Source organism: Pseudoalteromonas sp. SR44-8, from assembly GCF_014163635.1.
GTDB lineage: Bacteria > Pseudomonadota > Gammaproteobacteria > Enterobacterales > Alteromonadaceae > Pseudoalteromonas > Pseudoalteromonas rhizosphaerae.
Window position 1 is genome coordinate 1 of the sequence record NZ_JACJDS010000039.1, and the last position, 21,925, is coordinate 21,925.

General features: G+C 41.0%; 24 protein-coding genes. 11 read left to right on the plus strand and 13 right to left on the minus strand.

Features of this window, described 5'->3' with window-relative positions; genetic code table 11:
• Positions 1–197: 197 nt before the first annotated feature.
• The 3 genes from H5183_RS17230 to H5183_RS17240 all read right to left on the minus strand — a co-directional run bounded on the left by H5183_RS17230 (position 198) and on the right by H5183_RS17240 (position 2,567).
• Complete coding sequence (locus H5183_RS17230; protein ID WP_149982190.1) at positions 198–1,409, minus strand: TonB family protein; 1,212 nt, start codon at positions 1,407–1,409, stop codon at positions 198–200.
• Positions 1,410–1,418: 9 nt separating this feature from the next.
• Positions 1,419–1,793 carry a BlaI/MecI/CopY family transcriptional regulator gene (locus tag H5183_RS17235; protein ID WP_145239968.1) on the minus strand — a complete coding sequence of 125 codons (375 nt, stop codon included), beginning with the start codon at positions 1,791–1,793 and terminating at the stop codon, positions 1,419–1,421.
• An 81-nt stretch (positions 1,794–1,874) separates the two neighbouring features.
• Positions 1,875–2,567: a pseudouridine synthase gene (locus tag H5183_RS17240; RefSeq protein ID WP_145239966.1), complete on the minus strand. Its 693-nt coding sequence runs from the start codon at positions 2,565–2,567 to the stop codon at positions 1,875–1,877.
• A gap of 85 nt (positions 2,568–2,652) precedes the next feature.
• Between H5183_RS17240 and H5183_RS17245 the strand changes: the two genes are divergently transcribed.
• Together H5183_RS17245 and H5183_RS17250 are read left to right on the plus strand one after the other, a co-directional pair.
• Complete coding sequence (locus H5183_RS17245) at positions 2,653–2,958, plus strand: DUF6482 family protein (protein WP_182732290.1); 306 nt, start codon at positions 2,653–2,655, stop codon at positions 2,956–2,958.
• Between the two features lie 46 nt (positions 2,959–3,004).
• Positions 3,005–3,415, plus strand: coding sequence for an N-acetyltransferase (locus H5183_RS17250; protein ID WP_145239962.1), 411 nt, complete (start codon positions 3,005–3,007; stop codon positions 3,413–3,415).
• On the opposite strand, the gene H5183_RS17255 is transcribed toward H5183_RS17250, so the two are convergent.
• From H5183_RS17255 to lptM, 8 genes are all read right to left on the minus strand, one after another.
• Entirely contained in the window at positions 3,408–3,764 is a 357-nt protein-coding gene (locus H5183_RS17255; protein ID WP_145239960.1) for a HopJ type III effector protein, read from the minus strand. The genes H5183_RS17250 and H5183_RS17255 overlap by 8 nt on opposite strands.
• Before the next feature lie 8 nt (positions 3,765–3,772).
• The gene (locus H5183_RS17260) at positions 3,773–4,885 is read right to left on the minus strand and encodes a retroviral-like aspartic protease family protein (protein ID WP_145239958.1); all 1,113 of its coding nucleotides are present in this window, start codon (positions 4,883–4,885) and stop codon (positions 3,773–3,775) included.
• A gap of 17 nt (positions 4,886–4,902) precedes the next feature.
• Positions 4,903–5,616 (minus strand): HAD-IA family hydrolase, encoded by a 714-nt coding sequence (locus H5183_RS17265; RefSeq protein ID WP_149982187.1) that lies wholly within the window; start codon positions 5,614–5,616, stop codon positions 4,903–4,905.
• Positions 5,617–5,628: 12 nt separating this feature from the next.
• Positions 5,629–6,594, minus strand: coding sequence for a tyrosine recombinase XerC (locus tag H5183_RS17270; protein ID WP_145239954.1), 966 nt, complete (start codon positions 6,592–6,594; stop codon positions 5,629–5,631).
• A complete protein-coding gene (locus H5183_RS17275) occupies positions 6,591–7,223 on the minus strand; it encodes a DUF484 family protein (protein ID WP_182732291.1) in 633 nt (210 codons plus the stop codon). The genes H5183_RS17270 and H5183_RS17275 overlap by 4 nt, the downstream gene beginning before the upstream one ends.
• Positions 7,220–8,050: a diaminopimelate epimerase gene (gene dapF / locus H5183_RS17280; RefSeq protein ID WP_145239950.1), complete on the minus strand. Its 831-nt coding sequence runs from the start codon at positions 8,048–8,050 to the stop codon at positions 7,220–7,222. Before dapF ends, H5183_RS17275 begins: the two co-directional genes overlap by 4 nt.
• A 62-nt stretch (positions 8,051–8,112) precedes the next feature.
• Entirely contained in the window at positions 8,113–9,366 is a 1,254-nt protein-coding gene (gene lysA, locus H5183_RS17285; protein ID WP_149982184.1) for a diaminopimelate decarboxylase, read from the minus strand.
• Entirely contained in the window at positions 9,366–9,560 is a 195-nt protein-coding gene (gene lptM / locus H5183_RS17290; RefSeq protein ID WP_149982183.1) for an LPS translocon maturation chaperone LptM, read from the minus strand. Before lptM ends, lysA begins: the two co-directional genes overlap by 1 nt.
• 148 nt (positions 9,561–9,708) lie before the next feature.
• On the opposite strand from lptM, the gene cyaY reads away from it, so the two are divergent.
• From cyaY to H5183_RS17335, 9 genes are all read left to right on the plus strand, one after another.
• Positions 9,709–10,032 carry an iron donor protein CyaY gene (cyaY, locus tag H5183_RS17295; protein WP_145239944.1) on the plus strand — a complete coding sequence of 108 codons (324 nt, stop codon included), beginning with the start codon at positions 9,709–9,711 and terminating at the stop codon, positions 10,030–10,032.
• Complete coding sequence (locus H5183_RS17300) at positions 10,029–10,685, plus strand: alpha/beta hydrolase (RefSeq protein WP_182732292.1); 657 nt, start codon at positions 10,029–10,031, stop codon at positions 10,683–10,685. Before cyaY ends, H5183_RS17300 begins: the two co-directional genes overlap by 4 nt.
• A gap of 25 nt (positions 10,686–10,710) precedes the next feature.
• On the plus strand, positions 10,711–11,616 hold the full coding sequence (locus H5183_RS17305) for a DUF2914 domain-containing protein (protein WP_182732293.1): 906 nt from the start codon (positions 10,711–10,713) through the stop codon (positions 11,614–11,616).
• A 62-nt stretch (positions 11,617–11,678) separates the two neighbouring features.
• Entirely contained in the window at positions 11,679–12,617 is a 939-nt protein-coding gene (hemC, locus tag H5183_RS17310) for a hydroxymethylbilane synthase (RefSeq protein ID WP_149982317.1), read from the plus strand.
• On the plus strand, positions 12,618–14,483 hold the full coding sequence (locus tag H5183_RS17315) for a uroporphyrinogen-III C-methyltransferase (RefSeq protein WP_182732294.1): 1,866 nt from the start codon (positions 12,618–12,620) through the stop codon (positions 14,481–14,483).
• Entirely contained in the window at positions 14,480–15,589 is a 1,110-nt protein-coding gene (locus tag H5183_RS17320; RefSeq protein WP_182732295.1) for a heme biosynthesis HemY N-terminal domain-containing protein, read from the plus strand. Before H5183_RS17315 ends, H5183_RS17320 begins: the two co-directional genes overlap by 4 nt.
• Before the next feature lie 38 nt (positions 15,590–15,627).
• Positions 15,628–18,321: a CHASE domain-containing protein gene (locus H5183_RS17325; protein ID WP_182732296.1), complete on the plus strand. Its 2,694-nt coding sequence runs from the start codon at positions 15,628–15,630 to the stop codon at positions 18,319–18,321.
• 125 nt (positions 18,322–18,446) lie between these two features.
• Positions 18,447–19,454 (plus strand): adenosine deaminase, encoded by a 1,008-nt coding sequence (add, locus tag H5183_RS17330; RefSeq protein ID WP_182732297.1) that lies wholly within the window; start codon positions 18,447–18,449, stop codon positions 19,452–19,454.
• Between the two features lie 133 nt (positions 19,455–19,587).
• A complete protein-coding gene (locus H5183_RS17335; RefSeq protein WP_182732298.1) occupies positions 19,588–20,598 on the plus strand; it encodes an energy transducer TonB in 1,011 nt (336 codons plus the stop codon).
• A gap of 71 nt (positions 20,599–20,669) precedes the next feature.
• On the opposite strand, the gene H5183_RS17340 is transcribed toward H5183_RS17335, so the two are convergent.
• Together H5183_RS17340 and H5183_RS17345 are read right to left on the minus strand one after the other, a co-directional pair.
• The gene (locus H5183_RS17340) at positions 20,670–21,077 is read right to left on the minus strand and encodes a CBS domain-containing protein (protein WP_145239928.1); all 408 of its coding nucleotides are present in this window, start codon (positions 21,075–21,077) and stop codon (positions 20,670–20,672) included.
• Positions 21,078–21,185: 108 nt separating this feature from the next.
• Complete coding sequence (locus H5183_RS17345) at positions 21,186–21,899, minus strand: YafY family protein (RefSeq protein WP_182732299.1); 714 nt, start codon at positions 21,897–21,899, stop codon at positions 21,186–21,188.
• Positions 21,900–21,925: the final 26 nt, after the last annotated feature.

A 21,925-nucleotide genomic window follows, 5' to 3' on the forward strand; every position in this document is an offset into this window, starting at 1 on the left:
GATAAATACAGTGATAACAAGGCGTAAATTTTGACATGTAGTTGTTCTACTTGAAAAAATTATAACGCAGTTAGCGCTTTATTTAGCTCGCTAGAATGGTTAAATATTTAAGTCGATTGGTATAAGCTTTGTTTTTTAAAACGCTAAAGCAAGCGGCTTCAATAAGGCGCTTGCTTTAGGGTCTTGGTTGTTAAAATTTACTTAGCCGCAACAGTCACCTTTTCAATCAGTTCTTCTGATTTGTAATTACTGTCAATTGCAAAGTCTAACTGTACCAATACATCTTTAAAGCCTGAATTTGAAGGCTTATATTGCCATTGCATTAGCGCTTTTTTTGCCTCTTTATCGAATACTCTTTCAGGTTTGGCATTCACAACCGACACATTTTGTGTCTTTCCGGCTGGGCTAATATCGTATTTTAATACTACTGAACCGCTTATACCTTGTTCAGCTGCCTGTATCGGGTAAAGAGGCTCAATACGCATGATGGGTGAAATAGCTTGCACCTTACTTATTGCTTCTGGTTGTTTTGCGATAGCAAAGCTGCTGATCATACCCGCTGCAAAAATAAGTAAAGCGCCTTTGGCAATCATTGAGCTATTGCCGGTGTGTTTGATTTGATTGAGTCGTTGTAACATCGTGTTTTTATCTCCATAGTGTGAGTAAGCTATTAACCCTGCACGGCTATTTGCTGCACAGTTGATCAGAGCTTTACTGTATAAAATGCGTTGTTGAGTAGTTTTATTGGTCAGTACTTTTTCGTCGCACGACAGCTCTTGCAAGCGTCTAAAGTTCATGTAGCCAAGCCAAGCCAGTGGATTAAACCAAATCAGCAATGTGGCCATTAATGCCAGCGCATTAAATAAATTATCGGCGCGTTTTATATGTACTTTTTCATGTTCAATGATCAGCGTTAACGCAGTGCTATCAATGTGTTGTGTATAGGCGGTTGGTAGGACTAGCTGATTACTGAATAGCCCTATAACCATTGGTGTACTAACGGCGCTACTTTGTAATAGTTGCATGTCGGGGTGTGCGTCAATCAGCACTTTATCATCAAGATTGGTTAATCGTAATTGGTTGATAAACCGCAGGTGTACCACGATGGCAGTTAACGCCAGTATGCTAAATATAGCGCTATAAACTAGTACCCAACTAATACTAATCGTTGTTGAAAAACCTTGCTTGGGGCTGATCAGCATAGTGCTAATGACGTTGTTTGGCAGCGGCTTAAAATGCTCTGGCATATTTGCTAGCAGTAATGTGATTGGTAACATTAGCCATAACTTATAGACAAAGTTAGCATTGAGCCATTTTAGTGAATAGCGTTCTAAAACCAGCAAACTGAGTATCAGTAAGCTGATTAATAGTTGCTGCTCAAGAAGCCAGTTAAAGGTGTTTTCTAACATATTAAGCCCTTACTTTTGCTGTTTTTCCCAGTCATCAATCACCTTTTTAAGTTCGTTGATGTCTTGTTGAGAAAGTTGCTCAGATTTAGCAAAACCGCTGACTAACGGCGCGATACGGCCACTAAAAAAACGCTCAATAAAATTTTGACTTTCTTTTAGCGTGTATTCAGCGCGTTCCATGCAAGGAGTGTAAATATACTGGCGGCCATCTTTTTCAAAGCTGAGTGCGCCTTTTTTTACTAACCGACCGAGTAAGGTTTTAATGGTTTTTTCGTGCCATTGTTTATCATCGCTTAAACGCTCGATAATTTGGCTTGCTGTAGCAGGGTAGTTCAGCCAAAGTGCATCGAGCACTTCAAATTCTGCTTTTGATAATTCAATCATATATATATTGCCTACAGGTGTAATCTTTAACTTAAGATTACACCTGTAATCAAACTTTGCAACTATTTTATATAAAAATAATTAGTTTTTTAAAATGTCAGATTTATTTATTTTACGATAGGTATTTTCTGGCAGGCTTAGGGTGGCCAAATTAAGCTCGGCAATTTGTTCTCGGTAAAGATCAATCACTTTATAGCCACAGTAATGGGCCATTTTTCGGATTTGGCGATTCAGCCCTTGCTTTAAAATAATACTAAATTGGCAGTCGGCTACTTTCTCCACGGTGCATGGCAGTGTGATATGTTTATCAACAGGCACACCATTTGCCATTTTTTGGCTAAAGCCATCATTAAGCGGTTTATCAACAGTGACTAAATAACGTTTTGGCTGGTGGAAGTCAGGATGGATCAGCTGATTACAAAATTCACCATCATTAGTCAGTATTAACAGACCACGAGAATCTTTATCTAGCCTGCCAATGGGGTATACGCGGGTGTCTGTTGGTAGATGGTGAATTAAGCTGCTAGGGTCATGTTGATTGAGTTTACAATCAATTCCTACCGGTTTGTGATAGGCATAATAAACGCGCGTTGCTTTACCTTGTACGCGCGTGTTATTGACGCGTATATCGTCGTTATCATCAACGTGATCAATATGATTGGCTGGGCGATTATTTACGCTCACCACACCTTCATCAATCAGCCGCGAGGCTTGTTTACGAGAACAAACGCCAGCATGGGCAAGGTATTTAGCTAGACGAGTTTTCTCGCTCATAAATTAAGTCGCTTCGGTTTAAATTGATCAAAGTATATCAAAGCAACGTACAGATAACTTAATCCACTGTAAAAAGGGTTTCACCATGGCGATAAAATTATCAGAACTTAAAAACCATCAGCCTTTGCAAAAAGTTATTGTTCACTCATTGGAAATGGCTTTATACCAAGTGTCGGTGATGATCAACAATGTTGAGTATTATGTAACGGATGAGCAGGGGGAGTTTATTCGTGGCTTAAGCCCATTGCATATTCAAAAACGACTCGACCACCTTAGTTATGCGCAAATGGTATTGCGTCATACCAGCGCATACGATGAAATGTGTGGCCAGCCTGAAAAAGTGGGCAGTAATATGCTTGAGGTGCCTTACGGTAAAAATCATTTATATTAACTTGTTAGTCATTTAAACTGACCTTTTAACTTGGTAAAAAGCGACCATGTATCAGTTTGAAAATGATGATTCACAGGTATTAGAACAGTTATTGCGTGAGCAAATAGTTGCTTATAATCAAGCTCACTTTGATGCACAAAGACTGCCATTGGGGTGTAAATTTGTTGATGAAAATCAGCAAGTGGTGGCGGCTGTAGCTGCTCAATTATTTGGTAACTGGTTACAAATAAATTGGCTTTGGTGTGATGAAAAAGCACGCGGTCAAGGCCTAGCTAGTAAGTTACTTAGCGCGATCGAATTAAAGGGTAAGCAGTTAGGTGCGCTGCAAGTTCAGCTTGATACTTTAGATTTTCAAGCTAAACCATTTTATGAACATCGTGGTTATGAAGTTAAATATCAACTCGATAATTATCCTCGCTCTGGCACCCGCTACTTTATGGAAAAATCACTTAGTTAGCTGTTAATGGTTCGCCATCAAAAGTAATGCCCAAGAAGGGGGTTACTTCTGGTGCTAACATAAATGTGCGAATGTTCATGTGATCGTGCTCATTAGGATTGCCAAGTACATCATCACGATAAAACGCGCCAAAGCAATCTAGAGTATTTTGTTTACTTAGTTGGTTTAGTTTAGCAAAAGCAAAAATTTTACATGAGCCATTATTTTCACCAACGGCACTTTTTAAGCCGTGGTTATTGAATGCGCAGGCTGTAAAAGTATAGTTTGCTTCAATCACTGCCATCGTATCGGCAAATGCAATGGTGTGTGGCTCATTAGCCAGACGGCTTAAAAAATCGTTGAGTGTCATAGTCATCCTTATTTAGCTAACTCTAGCTGATTAGTTTGTTGATTAATATTAAATTTAAACAACTGTAAAAAATTCATGCCGAGTAATCCATACCCACTATGGTTATCAATTACTAACACTTCAAAGTTTTCAATATATTGCTGGCCAATTAAAATTGAATCAAGTTGGTAACGTTTTGCGATTACTTGGCCGTTGGCGGTATTGATGCTTAAGCTATCAATATAGTCGGGTATTGGCCGTAATGCTTGAAATACGTTATTTGGTAATACGGTAAAGCTTGCCCCGGTATCTATCATTAGTTGGGTATTGAGCGCATCGTTGATTTGCATATCTAATAAATAGTGTGCGCCGTATGGACGTAATGGCACCAGATCAATACCGCTTTGCGCTTGTGCTATGCGTGTTTGTAATTCAGCAACTTTCGCTTGTAATGGATGCTCCAAAGGAAAGCGATCTAATGTTGCTTGCGCGCTTAGCAGGTCACCGAGATGGTAATATGCATTAGCGAGTGCGAATAAGTAATTAGGATTTTCGTTATCATAATCAAGCCACACTAAGGTTTGATTAATGGTTTTTTGCCACGCGTGCTGCTCTGTAAGCGTTTTTATTTGTGCCATGGTCAATTGTATTAAACGCATATTAATGGCTGCTTGCTGGCTTTCATTGGCAAGTGATTGCAATGATAATAACGCAACAATAGCTTGGTGTAGCTGCTGGTTTTTCACTAAACGTTCGGCATCAAGCTGTAACATATTTATATCGTATGGATAGCTATTTAAAAATAATTGCAAAAAAGTCTCAGCAACTGTGAGCTCATTATTTTTTAACCAGTTATCGAGTTTATCTAACCATAAAAAGTAAAGTTGTTCAGCTTGTAATGGCTGGCTTGTAGTTAATGCTTGGTAGCTGGCTAAGGCAGCCGTAAACTGTCGCTGATTAAATTGCTGTAGAGCTTGCTGATAGAGTGATTGCTGATTGTTTTCAACGATAACTGATGGCGACAATTTAACGGCTGCTTGTGGGGCTGTTGCTTGCTGTTGTGGCCACAATAAATAGCCATTAAGTGCCACTGATAGCAGTAGCAGCAGCGTGATAAATTTAGTAACAGCAGTCCCTTTCATTGCTCGCTCCTAGAATATTATGGCTGGCTTAAAAAGTGTTTAAGCGCTTGAATATCAGTTATTTCAATATCGGCTAAGCCTTTGTAGGCATATTTAGCTGGTTGGTCATTTAACCAAAGTGACTGACAACCCGCATTATGCGCACCTTGTACATCGGTGTCTAAACTATCACCAATGTGCAAAATGTGCTGGGTTGGGACGCCAAGCGCGGCGGCGGCCTGTTCAAACATCGTGGTATGAGGTTTAGCTTTACCGTGAATACCTGCTTGTAAAACCAGTTCAAATACACCATTTAAGTTAAAACGTTCAATTTCTACATTACCATTGGTAATAGCAATTAAGCGATAGCGTTTACTCAGTTGTGAAAGTAAATCGAGCACTTTATCATCCACTACAATTTGGCTGCGGGCATCAGCAAATGCTTGATAAGCATTATTAGCATGGTGTTCGAGCTCTGCGTTTTGATAACCGAGCTTTGCCAGTGCTGTACGCAGAGTGCTTTTGCGCCACTGCGTAACATTGTCGACTAACTCGGGGTTATCAAGTAGCGCCTGCTCACGGCACTGTTGCCAATAGTCTTTACCTTGTGCTTGCCAGTTTGGCAATGCATTTAGATAATTTATCTGTGCTTGAACGGCTGCTGTAATTATCGGATGGTTATTGTATAAGGTGTCGTCTAAGTCAAAACTCAATACGGTAAAAGGTGAAATGGCACGATTAAAGCGGATCATATAAGCTCCTTGCTAGTCGGTATTTGAACGTTTTTTAGCGCGAGGGTGCGTGTTGTCATACACTTTAGCTAAATGCTGAAAATCTAAATGGGTATACACTTGGGTGGCCGATAAACTGCTGTGACCCAATAACTCTTGTACTGCTCGCAAGTCACCCGATGATTCTAAAATATGTGATGCAAATGAATGGCGTAATTTATGTGGGTGTACTTGGCTGCTAATACCTTGTTTTATTCCCCACTCTTGCATGCGAAGTCGAACGTGACGTGCTGAAATACGGCACTTTTTGCTACTGACAAATACTGCAATTTCTTCTGGATGAGCAAATTGAGGGCGTAGTTTAAGCCATTTATTTAATGATTCTAGCGCTTTGCCTCCCACTGGTAACAGGCGTTCTTTGTTGCCCTTACCGCGGACTAATATTTCCCCCGCACTGCGATTTATATCTTGTATATTGGCACCAACTAACTCACTAATTCGTAAGCCAGACGAATACATCAGCTCCATCATCGCCTGATCGCGAACTGCAAGAGGATCATCATCGTGAATATCAAGTAACCGTGCCATTTGGTCTACATCAAGGTTTTTAGGCAGGGGTTTGGCAAACTTGGGGCCTTTGATTGCTTCTGCCGGATTATGATAATGGTTTTGTTGACTGTTATCTTTGGTCTTTAAAAACTTATACAAACTGCGAATGCAGCTGAGCTTTAAACTAATCGTACGGCCACTTAGTTGCTTGCTTCTAAGCTGCATGCTGTAACGGCGTATATGCTCACCCTGTACGCTTGACCAATCATTACACAGTTTGCTGAAATACAATGCAGCGAAGTTAAGTTGGCTGGTGTACTGGCTGATAGTGTGTGGTGAGTATTGTCTTTCGAAGCGCAGATAATCACTAAATAATAGGATTGGCGTGCGCCACTTATCGCTTAGTTTGTCACATAATTGATCAACATTTGGCGGCTGCTGCTCGCTCATGCCTGCTCTAGTTCCAATTCCAACAGTCTAAGTTGCAGTGAGCGAACAAACTCAAGTACAAATAAACTATCTTTTGCCGGTTCGAAGTGGTTTGCATCATCACTGCCAAAGGCCAAAATAGCGATAGGGTGCTGACTGTTACCAATTAAATAGAGCGCAGTTGATTGTGTAGCAGGGCTGAACAGTAAATCTCGCTCTTGCTGATTTACGCGACCCAGATAAACGCCATTATGCTCTAAGCGGTGTTCAATTAGTTGCGCAAACTTTTTATCATACTTAAGCAAGTGGCATTCATTAATCGCCGGATTAGTACAAATAATATTGCGTAAGTTTATTGCTAAAGTTTTAAAGTCGTAGTTAGTCCAAAGCTGGCGATGACACTCGCTGAACAAGCCATAAATTAGCTCATTTTCTTTTGCGTGCTTAATTAAGCTGTCAATTTTGCTTTTCAACATGGTGTTGTGTTCACGCAATTGACGCTGTTGAATGTGCACTAATGAGGTTGCGCCTTGTGCTTGCTGCAGCTCAAGTTGGGCTAATAGTGCTGGATTTTGAGCTAAAAACAATGGGTTTTGTTGTAAAAACTCACTCACTTGCTCACTAGTTACTTGGTCGTTTGAGTTACTCATAAAGCGACCTGCCCATCAAATACATGCTCTGCAGGGCCGGTCATTCGCACTGGATGGCCTTCACCTTGCCAGCGAATTTGCAAACTACCGCCCGGTAAATCGACCTGTACTGTAGTGGATAATTTACTTTGAATTTGGCCAATTACCATTGCTGCACATGCGCCTGTACCGCAGGCGAGCGTTTCGTTAACGCCACGTTCCCAAACTCGCAATTTAATATGCTCAGAATTAATCACTTGCATAAAGCCCACGTTAACGCGCTGTGGAAAACGTTCATGATTTTCAAGTAGCGGGCCTAAAGTGCTGACGTCAGCTGTCTCTATATCATCAACTTCAAGTACACAATGTGGGTTACCCATTGATACTGCACCACTAAATACGGTGTGTTCTTCTGCTCGAATAATATAAGTCAGTTCACGCTTAGTCGCTTTGAGTGGAATTTTGCTCGGTTCGAAATTAGGGTGACCCATGTTGACGGTGACTTGGCCATCTTTTTCTATGTATAAGGTTAAATTACCTGATTTGGTAGATACGGTGACTTTATGTTTATTAGTAAGGCCTTTCATCCGTACAAAACGGGCAAAACACCGAGCACCATTGCCGCATTGTTCTACTTCGTTACCGTCAGCATTAAAAATACGATAATGGAAATCAAGATCGGGAGAATAAGGCGCTTCAACCATTAATAGTTGGTCAAAGCCGATGCCGAAATGGCGATCTGCCAGTTTTTTTATTTGGTCTCGTGACAAGAAAACGTTTTGTGTAATGTTATCAATTACAACAAAATCGTTGCCTAGGCCGTGCATTTTGGAAAAATTAACTAACATAGCGCTCTAATTCGGGTTGCTCTGCGCTAATCATGCCACAGAGCAGCCTCGTTACAAAAAGTTTATGGTAAAATTTTCTCGCCTTGCCATAGACTTTCCAGAGTTTCACGCGCGCGGATCAAATGACTCTGCTCGCCATCGACCATGATCTCTGCCACACGTGGCCGTGAGTTATAATTTGAGCTCATGGTAAAGCCGTAGGCACCAGCGCTGCGCTGGGCAAGTAAATCACCTTGTTGTAAGGCTAACAGGCGATCTTTACCTAAAAAGTCACCGGTTTCACACACCGGACCGACAATATCAAAGTTGTATGTGGGTGTGTCGTCATTACGAGGCGTTACCGGCACAATTTTTTGCCATGCTTGATATAAAGCAGGGCGCAACATATCGTTCATACCGGCATCAACGATTGCAAAAAACTTATCTTGGTTTTGTTTTATAAACTCAACTTTTGTAACCAAAATACCCGCATTGGCAGCAATCGCACGGCCCGGTTCAAAAATAAGCTCTAAGTGTTGATAATCAGTTAAACGATCGGTGATATGTGCCACATATTCACTTGGATGCGGTGGCGCTTCGCCATTGTATGGTACGCCTAAACCGCCGCCAATATCTAAATGGCTGAGTTCAATACCGTTGGCTTTTAAATCGTCAATTAGAGCCAGTACTTTGTCTAGTGCTTCGAGAAATGGTTTGATTTCAGTCAGCTGTGAGCCAATGTGACAATCAACCCCGGTGATTTTTAGGCCAGGCAATGACGCAGCATACTGATAAACACTTGTTGCAGTAAGAATATCTATACCGAATTTATTTTCTTTTAAACCCGTTGAAATATACGGATGGGTTTTCGCATCGATATCAGGGTTTACACGAATTGAAATTGGCGCGACTAAATTAAGTTCGCTGGCAACGTGTGAAATACGATCTAGCTCTGAGACGGACTCAACATTAAAACATTTAATCCCGAGCTTGAGTGCGTAGGCAATTTCGTCAGCTGTTTTGGCAACCCCTGAAAAAACCACTTTACTAGCGTCGCCTCCGGCCGCAATGACGCGGGCAAGCTCACCTTTAGAAACAATATCAAAACCTGAGCCTAAACGTGCCAGCACATTTAAAACAGCAATGTTTGAATTGGCTTTTACAGCATAGCAAACTAAGTTTTTATGATTGGTCGCGGCCTGTGCAAAGGCAAGATAATGACGCTCAAAGGTTTTGCGAGAATATATATAACAAGGCGTACCGTATTGTGCGGCGAGCTCCTTGACAGCGATGTCTTCAGCATGCAGCTGATTATTTTTATAGTCAAAAAAGTCCATTATTGGTCCTGTTTCGATTCAGTTGTTGATGACTGTGTTTGCGTAACTGGAGTTGTTACTTGTTGTGGTTTATTTGGCTCGGCTTTATCTTCTGGCAAATATAGTGGCCCGCTTTGTCCGCAGCCAGCTAAAGTGATGAGTAGTACACCAAGTGGGGAAAGTCGTTTTAATTGTTTAAGATGCATCTCTTTCATTAGATTAATCGTGTTGCTGGCTTTATAATCGCAGATTAACAGAATATCTAAAAAATGCAGCTATTCGCGGATGAATTTATTCCTGTTACACTAGCTGCATGCAATTCGTACCGAATATCTGGCTAAATGCCCGTAAAAGGAAACAATAATGACTGATCATGAATACCACCAATTAGCCGAAGCTCTTATGTTTACCATTGAAGAACAAGTGGATGACTGTGAAGCTGACTTAGACTATGAATCTGCACAAGGTATTTTGGAGATTATTTTTGCTGATCGCAGTAAAATTGTGATTAATAAGCAAGCTCCTTTGCATCAAGTATGGGTTGCGACTAAGTTTAATGGTCACCATTTTGAATTGCGTGGCGATAAGTGGATTGATAATCGCTCGGGCGCAGAATTTTGGCAGTTTATGAATGAAGCAACAACGCGTCAAGCTGGCCAAACGGTAGAATGGCAATCAGCACTATGAGTTTAGAGTTTGTAGAATACGCGGCAAAAGGCCAGCATCAAGCAACGATTATTTGGTTACATGGTTTAGGCGATTCAGGCGATGGATTTTTACCTGTCGCATCGCAACTTGCATTGCCTGATGAATTAGGTGTGCGGTTTGTGTTCCCACATGCTCCGGTACAACCGGTCACCATAAATGGTGGTATGGCAATGCGTTCTTGGTATGATATTAAATCTATGGATCTAGACAAGCGCGCTGATGAAACTGGGGTACGCGAATCAGCGGCGAAGGTTGAGCAGTTGATTGAGCAAGATCTTAGTAAAGGTATTCCTGCAGATAAAATAATATTGGCTGGTTTTTCTCAAGGTGGCGTTATTGCGCTACATTTAGCACCGCGTTTAACTCAGAAACTGGCAGGTGTAATGGCGCTTTCGACTTATATGTGCGTGCCAGATAAGTTAACGGCTGAAGCTAAACATACAGATTTGTCGGTATTTATGGCTCATGGTAGCCAAGATCAAGTAGTACCTTATGATGCAGGTCGTCATGCGTTTGACATACTTACAACGCATAACATGGATGTAAGTTGGCAAGATTACCCAATGGGCCATCAGCTCTGCGGGGAAGAACTAATGGCTATTCGCCACTGGTTGATCGCGCGCTTAAGTTAAATAGTGTTGAGTAGCCGAGGCTAAAATGAAACAAAAAATAGTGATCACTGCAAGTATGAGTCGAGAGGCTGCACCTATCGCGCCTGAGGTAACCTATCAATGGCATTGGCAGCGCATTGTTACAGTTATACTACTCGTGATATTTGCGTTAGTTATTTTTACTTATAGCCTGTTGAGCTCCGTTAATGCTGAGCAAAATGATCAACAACAACCCCTTGATAGCCCCGCCGAGTCTGTTGCACAGACAAGCGAAGAAGACGCGCCTTTAGCATCTTCAACAACGGTAGCAGACAATACAGAGTTTGAGGTAGTCAGCGAAGCGTCGACGCTCACTGATATTAATGCTGATGATGGTAATGATGCTAGTGTAGTGGATGATAAAAGTGAATCGCTAGAAATGGCGATGATAACTGATAGCCCAGAACAGCAAATTGTTGATAGTAATCAGCCCGAACAAAGCCAAGCACTTGCAGCTAATACTATTGTTGCTACAAATACCAATAATGAGCCAGTAGAAAGTGACGTTAGTGCGGAGCAACCAGATAGTTTTGCTACATCCGCACATATTGCCAGCGTTGCTCTTGGTGCAAAAATTGATACCGACAAAGTAAGCCGCGCAGTATTGACCCGTGAAGTGGTTGATCGTGAGCCCGTTAATGTTTTTAAAGCGGATGTGCGTTTAAATGAATTTACTGAAACAATGGCATTTTTTAGTGAGCTTAAAAATATGCAAGGGCAGACGGTCAAGCATGTTTGGCGCTATGAAAATGAAGTGCTAGCTAGTATTGAGCTTGGTGTAACGTCTCCTAGGTATCGCACTTACTCTAATAAAACTATTTTACCTGAACAAGTTGGCAACTGGCGTGTTGATGTTGTTGACGAACAGGGCCATTTATTGGCACAAAAAGAATTTCGCATTTTAGCTGAGTAAGTGTTTATTCACCTTTAGGCTCAGCAAAGAAAATTAATTGGACTCCTTTTATGACTGAAAACGTGACAAAAAAACCTCAACTTATTCGTATCGCTACGCGTAAAAGTGCATTAGCACTGTGGCAGGCTGAATTTGTAAAGGCACAGCTAGAGCATTTCCATGCCGGCATTACTGTTGAGCTAGTACCAATGTCGACACAAGGAGATATTATTCTTGATACACCACTTGCAAAAATCGGTGGCAAAGGACTATTTGTTAAAGAGCTTGAGCAGGCCATGTTAGATGGCCGTGCAGATATCGCTGTGCATTCAATGAAAGATGTACCTGTTGATTTTCCTGAAGGGTTAGCACTGCATACAATTTGTGAACGTGAAGATCCACGCGATGCATTTGTGTCAAATACCTTTGCCAACATTGCACAGCTACCACAAGGTGCTATTGTTGGTACATCGAGTTTGCGTCGTCAGTGTCAAATTCGTGAACTGCGTCCTGATTTAGAAATTCGTGATTTACGCGGTAACGTCAATACTCGCCTAGCTAAGCTTGATGATGGCCAATATGATGCGATTATTTTAGCTGCTGCTGGATTAATTCGTTTACAGATGCATGACCGTATTAAAGCATTTATTGAACCAGAAGAATCGTTACCAGCGAATGGTCAGGGCGCTGTAGGTATTGAATGCCGTATTGATGACGAGGTTACCCAAGCGTTACTTGCACCACTTGAGCATAACGAGACACGTATTCGTGTTAATGCCGAACGTGCAATGAATCGCCGTTTAGAAGGTGGTTGCCAAGTACCAATTGGCGCTTATGCTTTAGTTGATGGCGAGCAAGTACATTTACGTGGTTTAGTGGGCGCAATTGATGGCAGCGAAATTTTACGCGCTGAGATCAGTGGTAAAGCAATTGATGCTGAACAGCTTGGTGTGCAACTGGCTGAACAGTTACTTGCTTTAGGCGCAGATAAAATTTTAGCTGAAGTATATAGAGACGCATAAATGTCACAGATCCTGATAACTCGCCCACATGGAAAAGGCGCCGACCTTGCAGAGCAACTGTCGCAAGGGGGTTATCAGGCGACTTTATTTCCGGTTTTGAAAATTGATTACTTAACCCCAGATAATACTCAACTGACCCCTTTACTGAATGCAGATAAAATTATTTTTATCTCCCAAGATGCTGTCAAAGCATTGTTGGCACTTAAACCCGATATCAATACTAAAGCGCAATTTTATGCCGTAGGTGAACAAACGGCAGAAGCCATTTGGCAGGCATTTGGCGTACGAGCAGCCGTGCCTAAACTGCATGATTCTGAAGGATTACTGGCTTTAAAATCATTACAGCAAGTTGATGGTCTAAATATAGTGTTGGTCAAAGGTAAAGATGGCCGAGCAACGATTGCAAAAAACTTAAAGCAACGTGGGGCATTTTTAAATAATTTAGTGGTTTATCAACGAGGCCCTGTAGAAGGTAATGCAACTGACTGGCTAGACCACTGGCAAAGCCTTGATGTTAAAGGTATAGTCATAACAAGTAATGCGGCAGTTGATGCGATTTTTCGGGAACTGGGCGCAAAACAATTAGAGTGGATCAGACAGTGCCAGTTTTATGTTGCCAGTGCTCGCATTAGTGAATACCTTGCGGCGCAACAGATTGACTCGGCAAATATACACATTGCTGCAGGTGCAAGCGATAGCGCTATGTTTACTTGTATTAGCGAAGGTAACATTATGAGTGAAGATACAAAGCCAACATCACAGCTTGCTGACCCTAAAGCAACGCCAAGCAGTTCAACCAAGGCGAGTGCTAAGGTTGCAGACTCTGCTTCGGCAACAAAAAAAGACTTTGCTATGAAACAAGAAACGAACCAAAACAACAAACAAAAAATAAGTAAAACTGGCAGCTTAGCATTACTTATCTCGTTGATTGTGGCCTCTGGTGTTGGTTTTCAGTTTTACCAAAAACTTCATACACAACAGCAAGCAAATCTGTTAGTTAATCAGTTATCAGCTGACAACCAATTACTCAGTAAAGAGCTGCAAGCAGTGAAAGTTGCGCAGCAAACCTTGCAACAAGCGCTGTTTAATAGTGAGCAAAAAGTTGCTGCTAGCTTAGCTGAAAATGCAGATAACACGGCAAAACAATTAGCAGCCGCCTTGCAGCGTGCAGAGCAACAAACATATAGTCTTAATCCACAAGAGGTGACTAGTTTGCAGCGTATGGCTGAGTTTAAACTGTGGGCTGAGCATGATTATAATGGAGCGGCGGCAGTATTAACTCGATTAGATACGTTATTAGCAGAGCATCCAGGAACTGGCGCTATTCGCCAAGCAATATATCAAGATTTGCAAGCGCTTAGCACTGTTGAGCCGGTTGCAATAGAAGCAATTTATTTAAAGCTGCACGGTGTACTTGGGCAAGTAGATAAGCTCGTTTTCAATGCGGTGGCATTACCACAAGAAGTAGATCAAAAAGAGCAACATGTATTGAGCGAAAACGTTAGTGATTGGCAGCAAAATTTAGCTAATTCGTGGCAGCAATTTAAAGATAACTTTATTAAAATTCGCCAACGTGAAGATATCGCTATTGAACCTTTATTGACAGAGTACGAGCGTCATTTGATCCAACAGCGATTAAGTTTATATTTATCGCAAGCTCAAGATGCGCTTTTGACTAAACAAGCCAGTATTTATTTTACTGCTCTGAGTCAAGCCGAAGTATTAGTAAAAGATTATTTCCAACATGATGAAGCACTAACTAAAAGTACGCTTAAAGCGCTGCAGGAGTTGAGCAAAGAGCAGTTAAACTTTAGTCCAGCTATCACTTTGCAAAGTACTGAGCAGATCAAGGAGTGGGCAAAATGATCCGCTTAATATTGGTTATTATAGCAGTTGCTGTATTACTTGCTTTATCGCCTATGTTAATAGGTGAAGTGGGTTATGTATTAATTTCGTTTAATCAAACTACTATTGAAGGGTCTATCGTCGCTTTTTGCGCGACCATTTTGGTTATCGCGCTGGGTTTGTATTTAACTTATAAGCTTATTCGTTATATTTTGTCTTTATACAGCAATACTCGCCATCGTTTTTTTGCCCGCAGTGAAGAGCGTAAACAAGCGGCGATTGAGCAAGGTGTATGGAGCTTAATTAATGGTGATAGCGAGCAGCTAGAACTGGCATTGGGAAACAATAGCGTGGCTGATAATTGGCAAGATGTGCGCTATGCGTTACTAGCTAAAGCGGCTTTACAAAATAATGACACAAGCAAAGCGATTGGATTACTTGAGAAAATATCGCCAGCAAACCAACTAAAAGCGGCTAAACTCTGGTTAGCCAGTGGTGATTGCAGCACAGTAAGCAGTGAATTAAAAGCGTTAGCGGAAGCTAAAAAAGCCACCGCGCTGGAGCTGAAATTGTATGCCGAAGTACTTGTGCAACAGCAAAAATGGACTGCGCTTGAGCAGTTTATGCCGCGTTTACTAAGTAAAAAAGCGTTAACAGATAGCCAATGGTCGATATTATTAACCACCTACTTTATGGCACAGCCAGAATCGCAATTAACCGATAAGTATCAGCAACTATCTAAAAACGTAAAAGTAAAAGCGCATAGCTGTTACTTAGCTGCGATGGCAAAAGCTGGGCGTTTAAATGAGATTGAATTAAGTTTACTTAAAATGCTGAAAAAACCAGAGCAGCACATTGAGCTTGCACATATATTAAAAGTGTCCGCCCCTGGAGACGCATTAAAGTTACAGGCGAGTTTACAAGATACTTTAAAAAAAGAGCCGGATAATCAAGCATTGTTACTGGCACTTGCATGCTTAGCTAATGCTCATGGTGAGTATGAGCTTGCTGCTCGGGTGTTCGATAAAGCGTTAAACAAAGAGAACAGCAAAGAATATTTAGTACAAGCACAGCTTAGTTATAGTAAAAGCGCACAACCACAAAAAGCACTCGACCTTTATTTGTAATTACAGTTAGTTGAGGCCTGAATAGGAGCGCCAGAGCATTGCAAAATATATTTACTCTGACGTTTGGTTTAACTTTTGCTTATTTTATTACTGGGTTTTTCAGTAATTCGCTGCTCGCTATTGATGGTTATGCAGTGGCTTCGTGGCCACCATCAGGCATTGCCCTTGCAGGGTTTTTATTGTGCGGGCGACGCGCCTTAGTTGGGGTTTTGCTCGGTGCTTTACTCACCAATATGATTCATCTCGATCGTGTTGCTGATATTCTGCATTGGCAGGTTTTCTTACAAGCTTTAGCTGTCTCTTTTGCAGCCGTTTTGCAGGCCTGGGTAGGCTGCTATTGCATCGTTAAAATAATTAAAGCTCCGCTAGACTTATCCTCTTTAAAACACAGTGTACAAAGCTTGATCATTGCAGGGCCTGCTTGCTGTGTGATTGCTGCAGCGATAGGCACTAGCTTATTGGTGTCCAATAATATAATACCGGTACATACCGCTTTTGATAACTTTGTGGCGTGGTGGATTGGCGACAGTATTGGGGTGTTAATTTTTACACCGTTAATATTGGCGGCTTTTAATTACGAGCAGATGCGTCATCGCTTACAAGTAATTTTACCTTCAATCCTTATTTATGTCGTTATAAGTATTAGCTTTTATGCTGCGGCAAGTGTGAAAAAAGACAAAGATATTCAAAAGCAAGAAGCAAAAGTAGCTGAAGTGCGGTTGGAAATAAATCATAAATTAGATGAGGTATCGGCGCATTTAGTTCTGCTTTCTACTTTTTTTGCCAGTAGTGATGAAGTCAGTTACGCTGAATTTAAGCGTTTTACTACAACTCAACTTAATTACAGCAATGTAGTACTTGCCCTAGAATGGGTGCCAAATGTACCGTTATCAACGGTTGCTCAATACCAACAACAAATTCGTCTAGAAGGCTTTAATGAATTTTATATAAAAGAGCAATCACCCGAGCAACAATGGCAGAGTGTGACGAAACGGGACAGTTATTACCCTGTACAGTATGTACATCCGATGTTGGGTAATGAAGAGGTAGTAGGTTTTGATTTAGCCTCAAATGCGCAAATCCGTAATGTGATGATGATATCAAAAGCATTGAATGAGTTGATTATTAGCGAACCGATGAAGCTTGTACAAAGCAACAATGATGATACTGGGGTATTGTTTTTCTTTCCGGTTTTTGGTGACTTAGATATTCAAGGTGATTTTAGGGGCTTTGTGGTTGGCGTTATTAACTTAGCGCGCTTGGCTGATACTTTGCAGTTTAATCATCGTAGTCAAGTAAGTATGCACTTCTACGATGTGACTGATGCGCAGCAGCGACAACTAATCTACCGCGCATCTCGCAACGATAGCAAACTGCTGAGTGAATACCAGTTAGTTATTGGGCAGCGAGTTTGGCAAGTTCAGCTATTTGAGCCAACAACACAAACGTCATGGATAATGTACTGGTTTGCACAAATATTAGGGATGTTATTTGTTTGGTTACTGATCACTTTTTTAATCTCAGTGACCGGCACCAATATTCAGGTGCGCGAGCAAGTTGCTCAACAAACACGAGTGTTGCGTCAAGAAAAACAAAAAGCAGATGAAGCAAGTCAAATCAAAAGCCAGTTTTTAGCGAATATGAGTCATGAAGTACGTACTCCTATCAATGGCATTAAAGGTCTGCATTATTTAGCGTTGCAGCAGCAAGATTGGCAACAAGCCCGCCATTATATTGAACAAGCTGATGGTGCGCTGAGTGTGTTGCTGCGAGTATTAAATGATGTACTCGATTTCTCTAAAATGGAAGCAGGCAAACTCGATTTAATACAAGAGCCTATCGAGCTAAATCAGCTTATTGATGAATTAGTTAATTTGGTGCAATTCGACGTTGATATTAAGTCGCTGAAATTAATATTAGAACTAGATAACAGCGCAGATCTACAGCTAGATAGCGACCCAATACGTTTAAAGCAGGTCTTGCTAAATTTATTAAATAATGCGATTAAGTTTACCGCTACAGGCACAATCACACTCAAAGTATGGCAGCAGCAAGACGTCACTTACTTTAGTGTCAGTGATACTGGTATTGGTATTAGCCAAGTAGCTCAACAGCAACTTTTTCAACCATTTGCACAAGCCGATAGCTCTACCTCGCGACAGTTCGGCGGTACAGGTTTGGGGTTAAGTATTTGCAAAAAGTTGGTTGAATTGATGGGAGGAAATATTAGTTTAGTAAGTGAGGAAGGACAAGGTTCAACTTTCACTTTTACCTTACCACGTATCTCGCCTCTCACTAAAGCCGAGCAATTAGAGCCTCTCTTTGCTGAGATTGACACGAGTACTTTATCGCTTGCTGAATTTAAGATCCTATTGGTGGAAGATAATCCGCTAAACCAACATGTTGCTACCGCTATATTAAAAACCAAAGGGTGTATTGCTGATGTTGCCAGTGACGGTTTTGAAGCCATTGAGAAGGTCTCTGAAACCCGTTATGATTTAGTGCTTATGGATATTCAAATGCCTAATATGGATGGTTTGCAAGCCACTAAAGTGATTCGTGATGAGCTATTTATACATCAGCTTCCTATTATTGCTCTGTCAGCAAATGCTCATGATGATGATGTTAAAAAAGCTCTCGCAGCTGGTATGGATGGCTATTTAACAAAACCAATCGATGCCGAAAAGCTATTTAAAACCATATGGCATTACCTACAACAGAGTACTGATTAATTTTTAGTACTTTTATCGAGCGGGGCTGACAAATGACCTCAATAATACAAACAAAATCATCTAAACTTGAATTACCGATTTAAGTGCGTATGATCCGCGCAAATTAACTGAACTGAGTGCTAATTATGATCAATAAAAAACTCCCTTTGCTAGATATCCATCGCCATTTAGATGGCAATGTCCGCGCGCAAACTATTCTTGATTTAGGTCGTCAGTTCAATATTAAGCTGCCTGCTGATAATGTTGCAGACTTAATACCGCATGTGCAAGTTATCGATCCTGAGCCTAACTTAATGGCCTTTTTACAAAAGCTTGACTGGGGCGTCACGGTATTGGGTGATTACGATGCGTGTCGGCGTATTGCCATCGAAAATATTGAAGATGCGCAAGCACAAGGTCTTGATTATGTAGAGCTGCGTTTTAGCCCTTACTACATGGCACAAAGCCAAGGCTTACATCCACAAGGTGTGGTTGAAGCTGTAGTTGATGGTATTAAAAGTGCGACTCAAAGTAGCACGGTTAAAGCTAATCTGGTTGGTATATTATCACGTACTTATGGCACTAAAGTTTGCCAGCAAGAGTTAGATGCCTTACTCGCGTTTAAAAATGATTTAGTTGCAGTGGACTTAGCTGGTGATGAAATTGGCTTTCCGGGCGAGTTATTTGTCGATCACTTTAAGCAAGTACGTGATGCTTACCTTAGCGCAACGATTCACGCCGGTGAAGCTCTGGGAGCTGCCAGTATTTGGCAAGCAATCAATGAGCTAGGTGCTGAGCGTATTGGCCATGGTGTCAAAGCTATTGAAGATGCCAAGCTAATGGATTACCTACGTGATAAACGCATAGGTATTGAATCGTGCCTAACTAGTAACGTGCAAACCAGCACAGTAGCCAGTTTAGATGTGCATCCACTGAAGCGCTTTTTAGATCATGGTATTTTAGCGTGTATTAATACCGATGATCCCGCAGTGGAAGGCATCGAAATTGAACATGAATACATGGTTGCAGGACCTGCTGCAGGACTGACTCAGGTTGATATGGAAAAGGCGCAAGTTAATGCGCTTGAGATTGCATATTTAAGCGATGCAGAAAAACAAGCCTTACGAGATCTAAAAGCCTCGTCTACTTATTAATTTAAGTTTTATGATTGAAATGCGCTATCTAGCGCATTTTTGCAATATCAACAGGAAAGAAAAACATTTATTGCACTAGAAGAATGGCGCTTCTAAATAAAGTAAGGATGTAATTCCCTTAAAGGACCTGACTATGAAATTTTTCACGATATTTTTTACTCTTTCGATTTTAGCAAATAGTTATTTTGTAAAGGCTGAATCATTCATACCTGCGAAACTTATTAATAATCACAATACGCTAAATAAAACTCAAAGCGCCACTCGTTTAGAAGGCTGGGCTTACGTAAGTTATGTAATTGATATCGATGGTAAAGTGAGTGATATTGATATTATCGATATTTCTGATAAAGAATATTTTACTGCACGTACAAAAAAATACTTTGAAAAGCTTGAGTTTTCGCCAGCAACAGATGGGCAAGGCAGTATTGCGTCTGGGCAAACGCTGTTACTTCGCTTGACTAAGGAAGGGATTGGTATTGGTAGATACGCTGTTACGCCCGGTTTTTATACTCGTTACGAGCAAGCAAGTGAGCTGCTTTCTCAGCAGCGGTTCGCTGAAGTCGAAAAATTATTGACCGATATGTCATCAGATAATGCCAAAAACTTACAAGAGCAGGCTTTACTTTATTGGATTCAAGGTCGCTATTATTACGCGCAAAAAGAGTGGGATAACTACGGTCAAAGTATCGAAAGAGCAGGCTATCTTCATACAGACTTACCACCATCACTTGCCTCTAAAACACTACAAAATTTATATCGTTGGCACTTATATAAAAATCAGTTTTTTAATGCTGGGCAAGCTATTAAGGCAATGACTCAATTAGAGAATGTTGAAATTAGCGAACAAAGCATGGATTTTTTACAGCAGCCTATAAATGAGAGTCTATCAAGTGATAAAGAGTTTAAGTTACAACAAACAATGCTTAAAGGGCAAAGTTGGGTATATCAGCCTCTAAAACTCAATTTTACAATTTTAATGAATGCTGAGCAGATTGGTGAAATAGCGCTAAGATGCGCAAATAGAGTAAACGATTTGACGTTGAGTGACGTTGTTAAAGTGACGTTAGCACCATCAGATAAAAACTGCGCAGTATTAATAAAAGCCAAAGATGCGGCGGTTATAAATATTACGGAGCACCCCTAGCTTAATTAACGCACATTAAACAAATGGCAATGCCTTGTTCGCTTAGCGTCAGGCATTGCTTGAAAAACACATTATTGCTGGCAGCTCAGGTAGTTATCAAAAAGTGCTTTGAGTACATCACTGCGTCCAATCATGCCAATTACTTTGGTGCCTTCAACAACGGGGTAATTTTTAGGTTTACCGGTTTTCATTTGCTCGGCAAGTTCCATTATGTTGGTGTCGCCGTTGACGGTTACAACCTCGGTTTGCATCAGTTGTGAAACCTTAACCACACCGTCACAAAAATAACTATTTTGCATTAACGGTTTTAGCAGTTCTTGCTCAGAAATAAAGCCCACTAAACATTTATTATCATCAAACACTGGCGCTCCCAGTAGTTTGAATTTTTGTAGTTCTGCAATTGCTGTGGTCATCTCGGTTTCAGGGGTTATATGCGGTAACTTGCGCTGCATAAAATCTTTTACTTTGGTGTTTAACATTTGGGTCTCTCCCAATTAATGAGTTATTCAAAGTATGGTTAAGGATTGGCCGTTTGTGAAATTGTTTATGTTGATTGCGCTGATAGGTAACAACAATCACAGCTAAATTTAATTATGAGCCAGACCATCAGAGTGAGTTTGGTATTTGGCTTTCACTAACTCCATATAATGCGCTAAGCTTTTTTGTGAATTAGTATCAAATGCCTTGGCGAGTGGAATAATGCTTTGAATACGATCTAAGCGAAACTCTCGGTAGTCACTGCGCAACTGACAATAAGCGATAAGAGTCCACTTTGCTCCCCAATATACCAGTCCTAAAGGGTCGACAATACGCTGAGTTGGTCGTTGGTTTACATCCAGATAATGAAATTCAATGCAGGTTTTATTAGTGATGGCTTTACGAAGTATCAAAGTGGTCGTTTGGTGGCTTTTATCGTGATGAAATGCAGAGACTAAATACGGCAGCTCTGCAACGCGTTGCTTTAACCTGTTAGGCAACACTGCATTAATTTTAGTCATTGCAGCTTGGGCATTCGCCGCTAACTGTGGATCAGTCCAAGCGCTCACCATTTTACTACCTAACAACAGTGCTTGTAGCTCCTCAAGAGTAAACATCATCGGTGGTAGATCGTAATCGGTAATTAAATAGCCAGTGCCTGCCTCACCTTCAACGGGCACGCCCGAGCTCTGTAAGTGCTTAATATCGCGATAAATTGTTCGCTGAGATACCTGTAATTTATTGGCAAGTTCGTTTGCAGTGATCGCAAAGCGGCGACTCTTAAGTATGTTTACTAATTGAAATAGCCGCTCTGATTTGTGCATTGGTTATCCTTGTTTTCAAAAGTACA

Coding starts and splice junctions, on each gene's coding strand:
- H5183_RS17230 (WP_149982190.1), bottom strand. CDS start 1,409: ATGTTAGAAAACACCTTTAACTGGCTTCTTGAGCAGCAACTATTAATC.
- H5183_RS17235 (WP_145239968.1), bottom strand. CDS start 1,793: ATGATTGAATTATCAAAAGCAGAATTTGAAGTGCTCGATGCACTTTGG.
- H5183_RS17240 (WP_145239966.1), bottom strand. CDS start 2,567: ATGAGCGAGAAAACTCGTCTAGCTAAATACCTTGCCCATGCTGGCGTT.
- H5183_RS17245 (WP_182732290.1), top strand. CDS start 2,653: ATGGCGATAAAATTATCAGAACTTAAAAACCATCAGCCTTTGCAAAAA.
- H5183_RS17250 (WP_145239962.1), top strand. CDS start 3,005: ATGTATCAGTTTGAAAATGATGATTCACAGGTATTAGAACAGTTATTG.
- H5183_RS17255 (WP_145239960.1), bottom strand. CDS start 3,764: ATGACACTCAACGATTTTTTAAGCCGTCTGGCTAATGAGCCACACACC.
- H5183_RS17260 (WP_145239958.1), bottom strand. CDS start 4,885: ATGAAAGGGACTGCTGTTACTAAATTTATCACGCTGCTGCTACTGCTA.
- H5183_RS17265 (WP_149982187.1), bottom strand. CDS start 5,616: ATGATCCGCTTTAATCGTGCCATTTCACCTTTTACCGTATTGAGTTTT.
- H5183_RS17270 (WP_145239954.1), bottom strand. CDS start 6,594: ATGAGCGAGCAGCAGCCGCCAAATGTTGATCAATTATGTGACAAACTA.
- H5183_RS17275 (WP_182732291.1), bottom strand. CDS start 7,223: ATGAGTAACTCAAACGACCAAGTAACTAGTGAGCAAGTGAGTGAGTTT.
- dapF (WP_145239950.1), bottom strand. CDS start 8,050: ATGTTAGTTAATTTTTCCAAAATGCACGGCCTAGGCAACGATTTTGTT.
- lysA (WP_149982184.1), bottom strand. CDS start 9,366: ATGGACTTTTTTGACTATAAAAATAATCAGCTGCATGCTGAAGACATC.
- lptM (WP_149982183.1), bottom strand. CDS start 9,560: ATGAAAGAGATGCATCTTAAACAATTAAAACGACTTTCCCCACTTGGT.
- cyaY (WP_145239944.1), top strand. CDS start 9,709: ATGACTGATCATGAATACCACCAATTAGCCGAAGCTCTTATGTTTACC.
- H5183_RS17300 (WP_182732292.1), top strand. CDS start 10,029: ATGAGTTTAGAGTTTGTAGAATACGCGGCAAAAGGCCAGCATCAAGCA.
- H5183_RS17305 (WP_182732293.1), top strand. CDS start 10,711: ATGAAACAAAAAATAGTGATCACTGCAAGTATGAGTCGAGAGGCTGCA.
- H5183_RS17315 (WP_182732294.1), top strand. CDS start 12,618: ATGTCACAGATCCTGATAACTCGCCCACATGGAAAAGGCGCCGACCTT.
- H5183_RS17320 (WP_182732295.1), top strand. CDS start 14,480: ATGATCCGCTTAATATTGGTTATTATAGCAGTTGCTGTATTACTTGCT.
- add (WP_182732297.1), top strand. CDS start 18,447: ATGATCAATAAAAAACTCCCTTTGCTAGATATCCATCGCCATTTAGAT.
- H5183_RS17335 (WP_182732298.1), top strand. CDS start 19,588: ATGAAATTTTTCACGATATTTTTTACTCTTTCGATTTTAGCAAATAGT.
- H5183_RS17340 (WP_145239928.1), bottom strand. CDS start 21,077: ATGTTAAACACCAAAGTAAAAGATTTTATGCAGCGCAAGTTACCGCAT.
- H5183_RS17345 (WP_182732299.1), bottom strand. CDS start 21,899: ATGCACAAATCAGAGCGGCTATTTCAATTAGTAAACATACTTAAGAGT.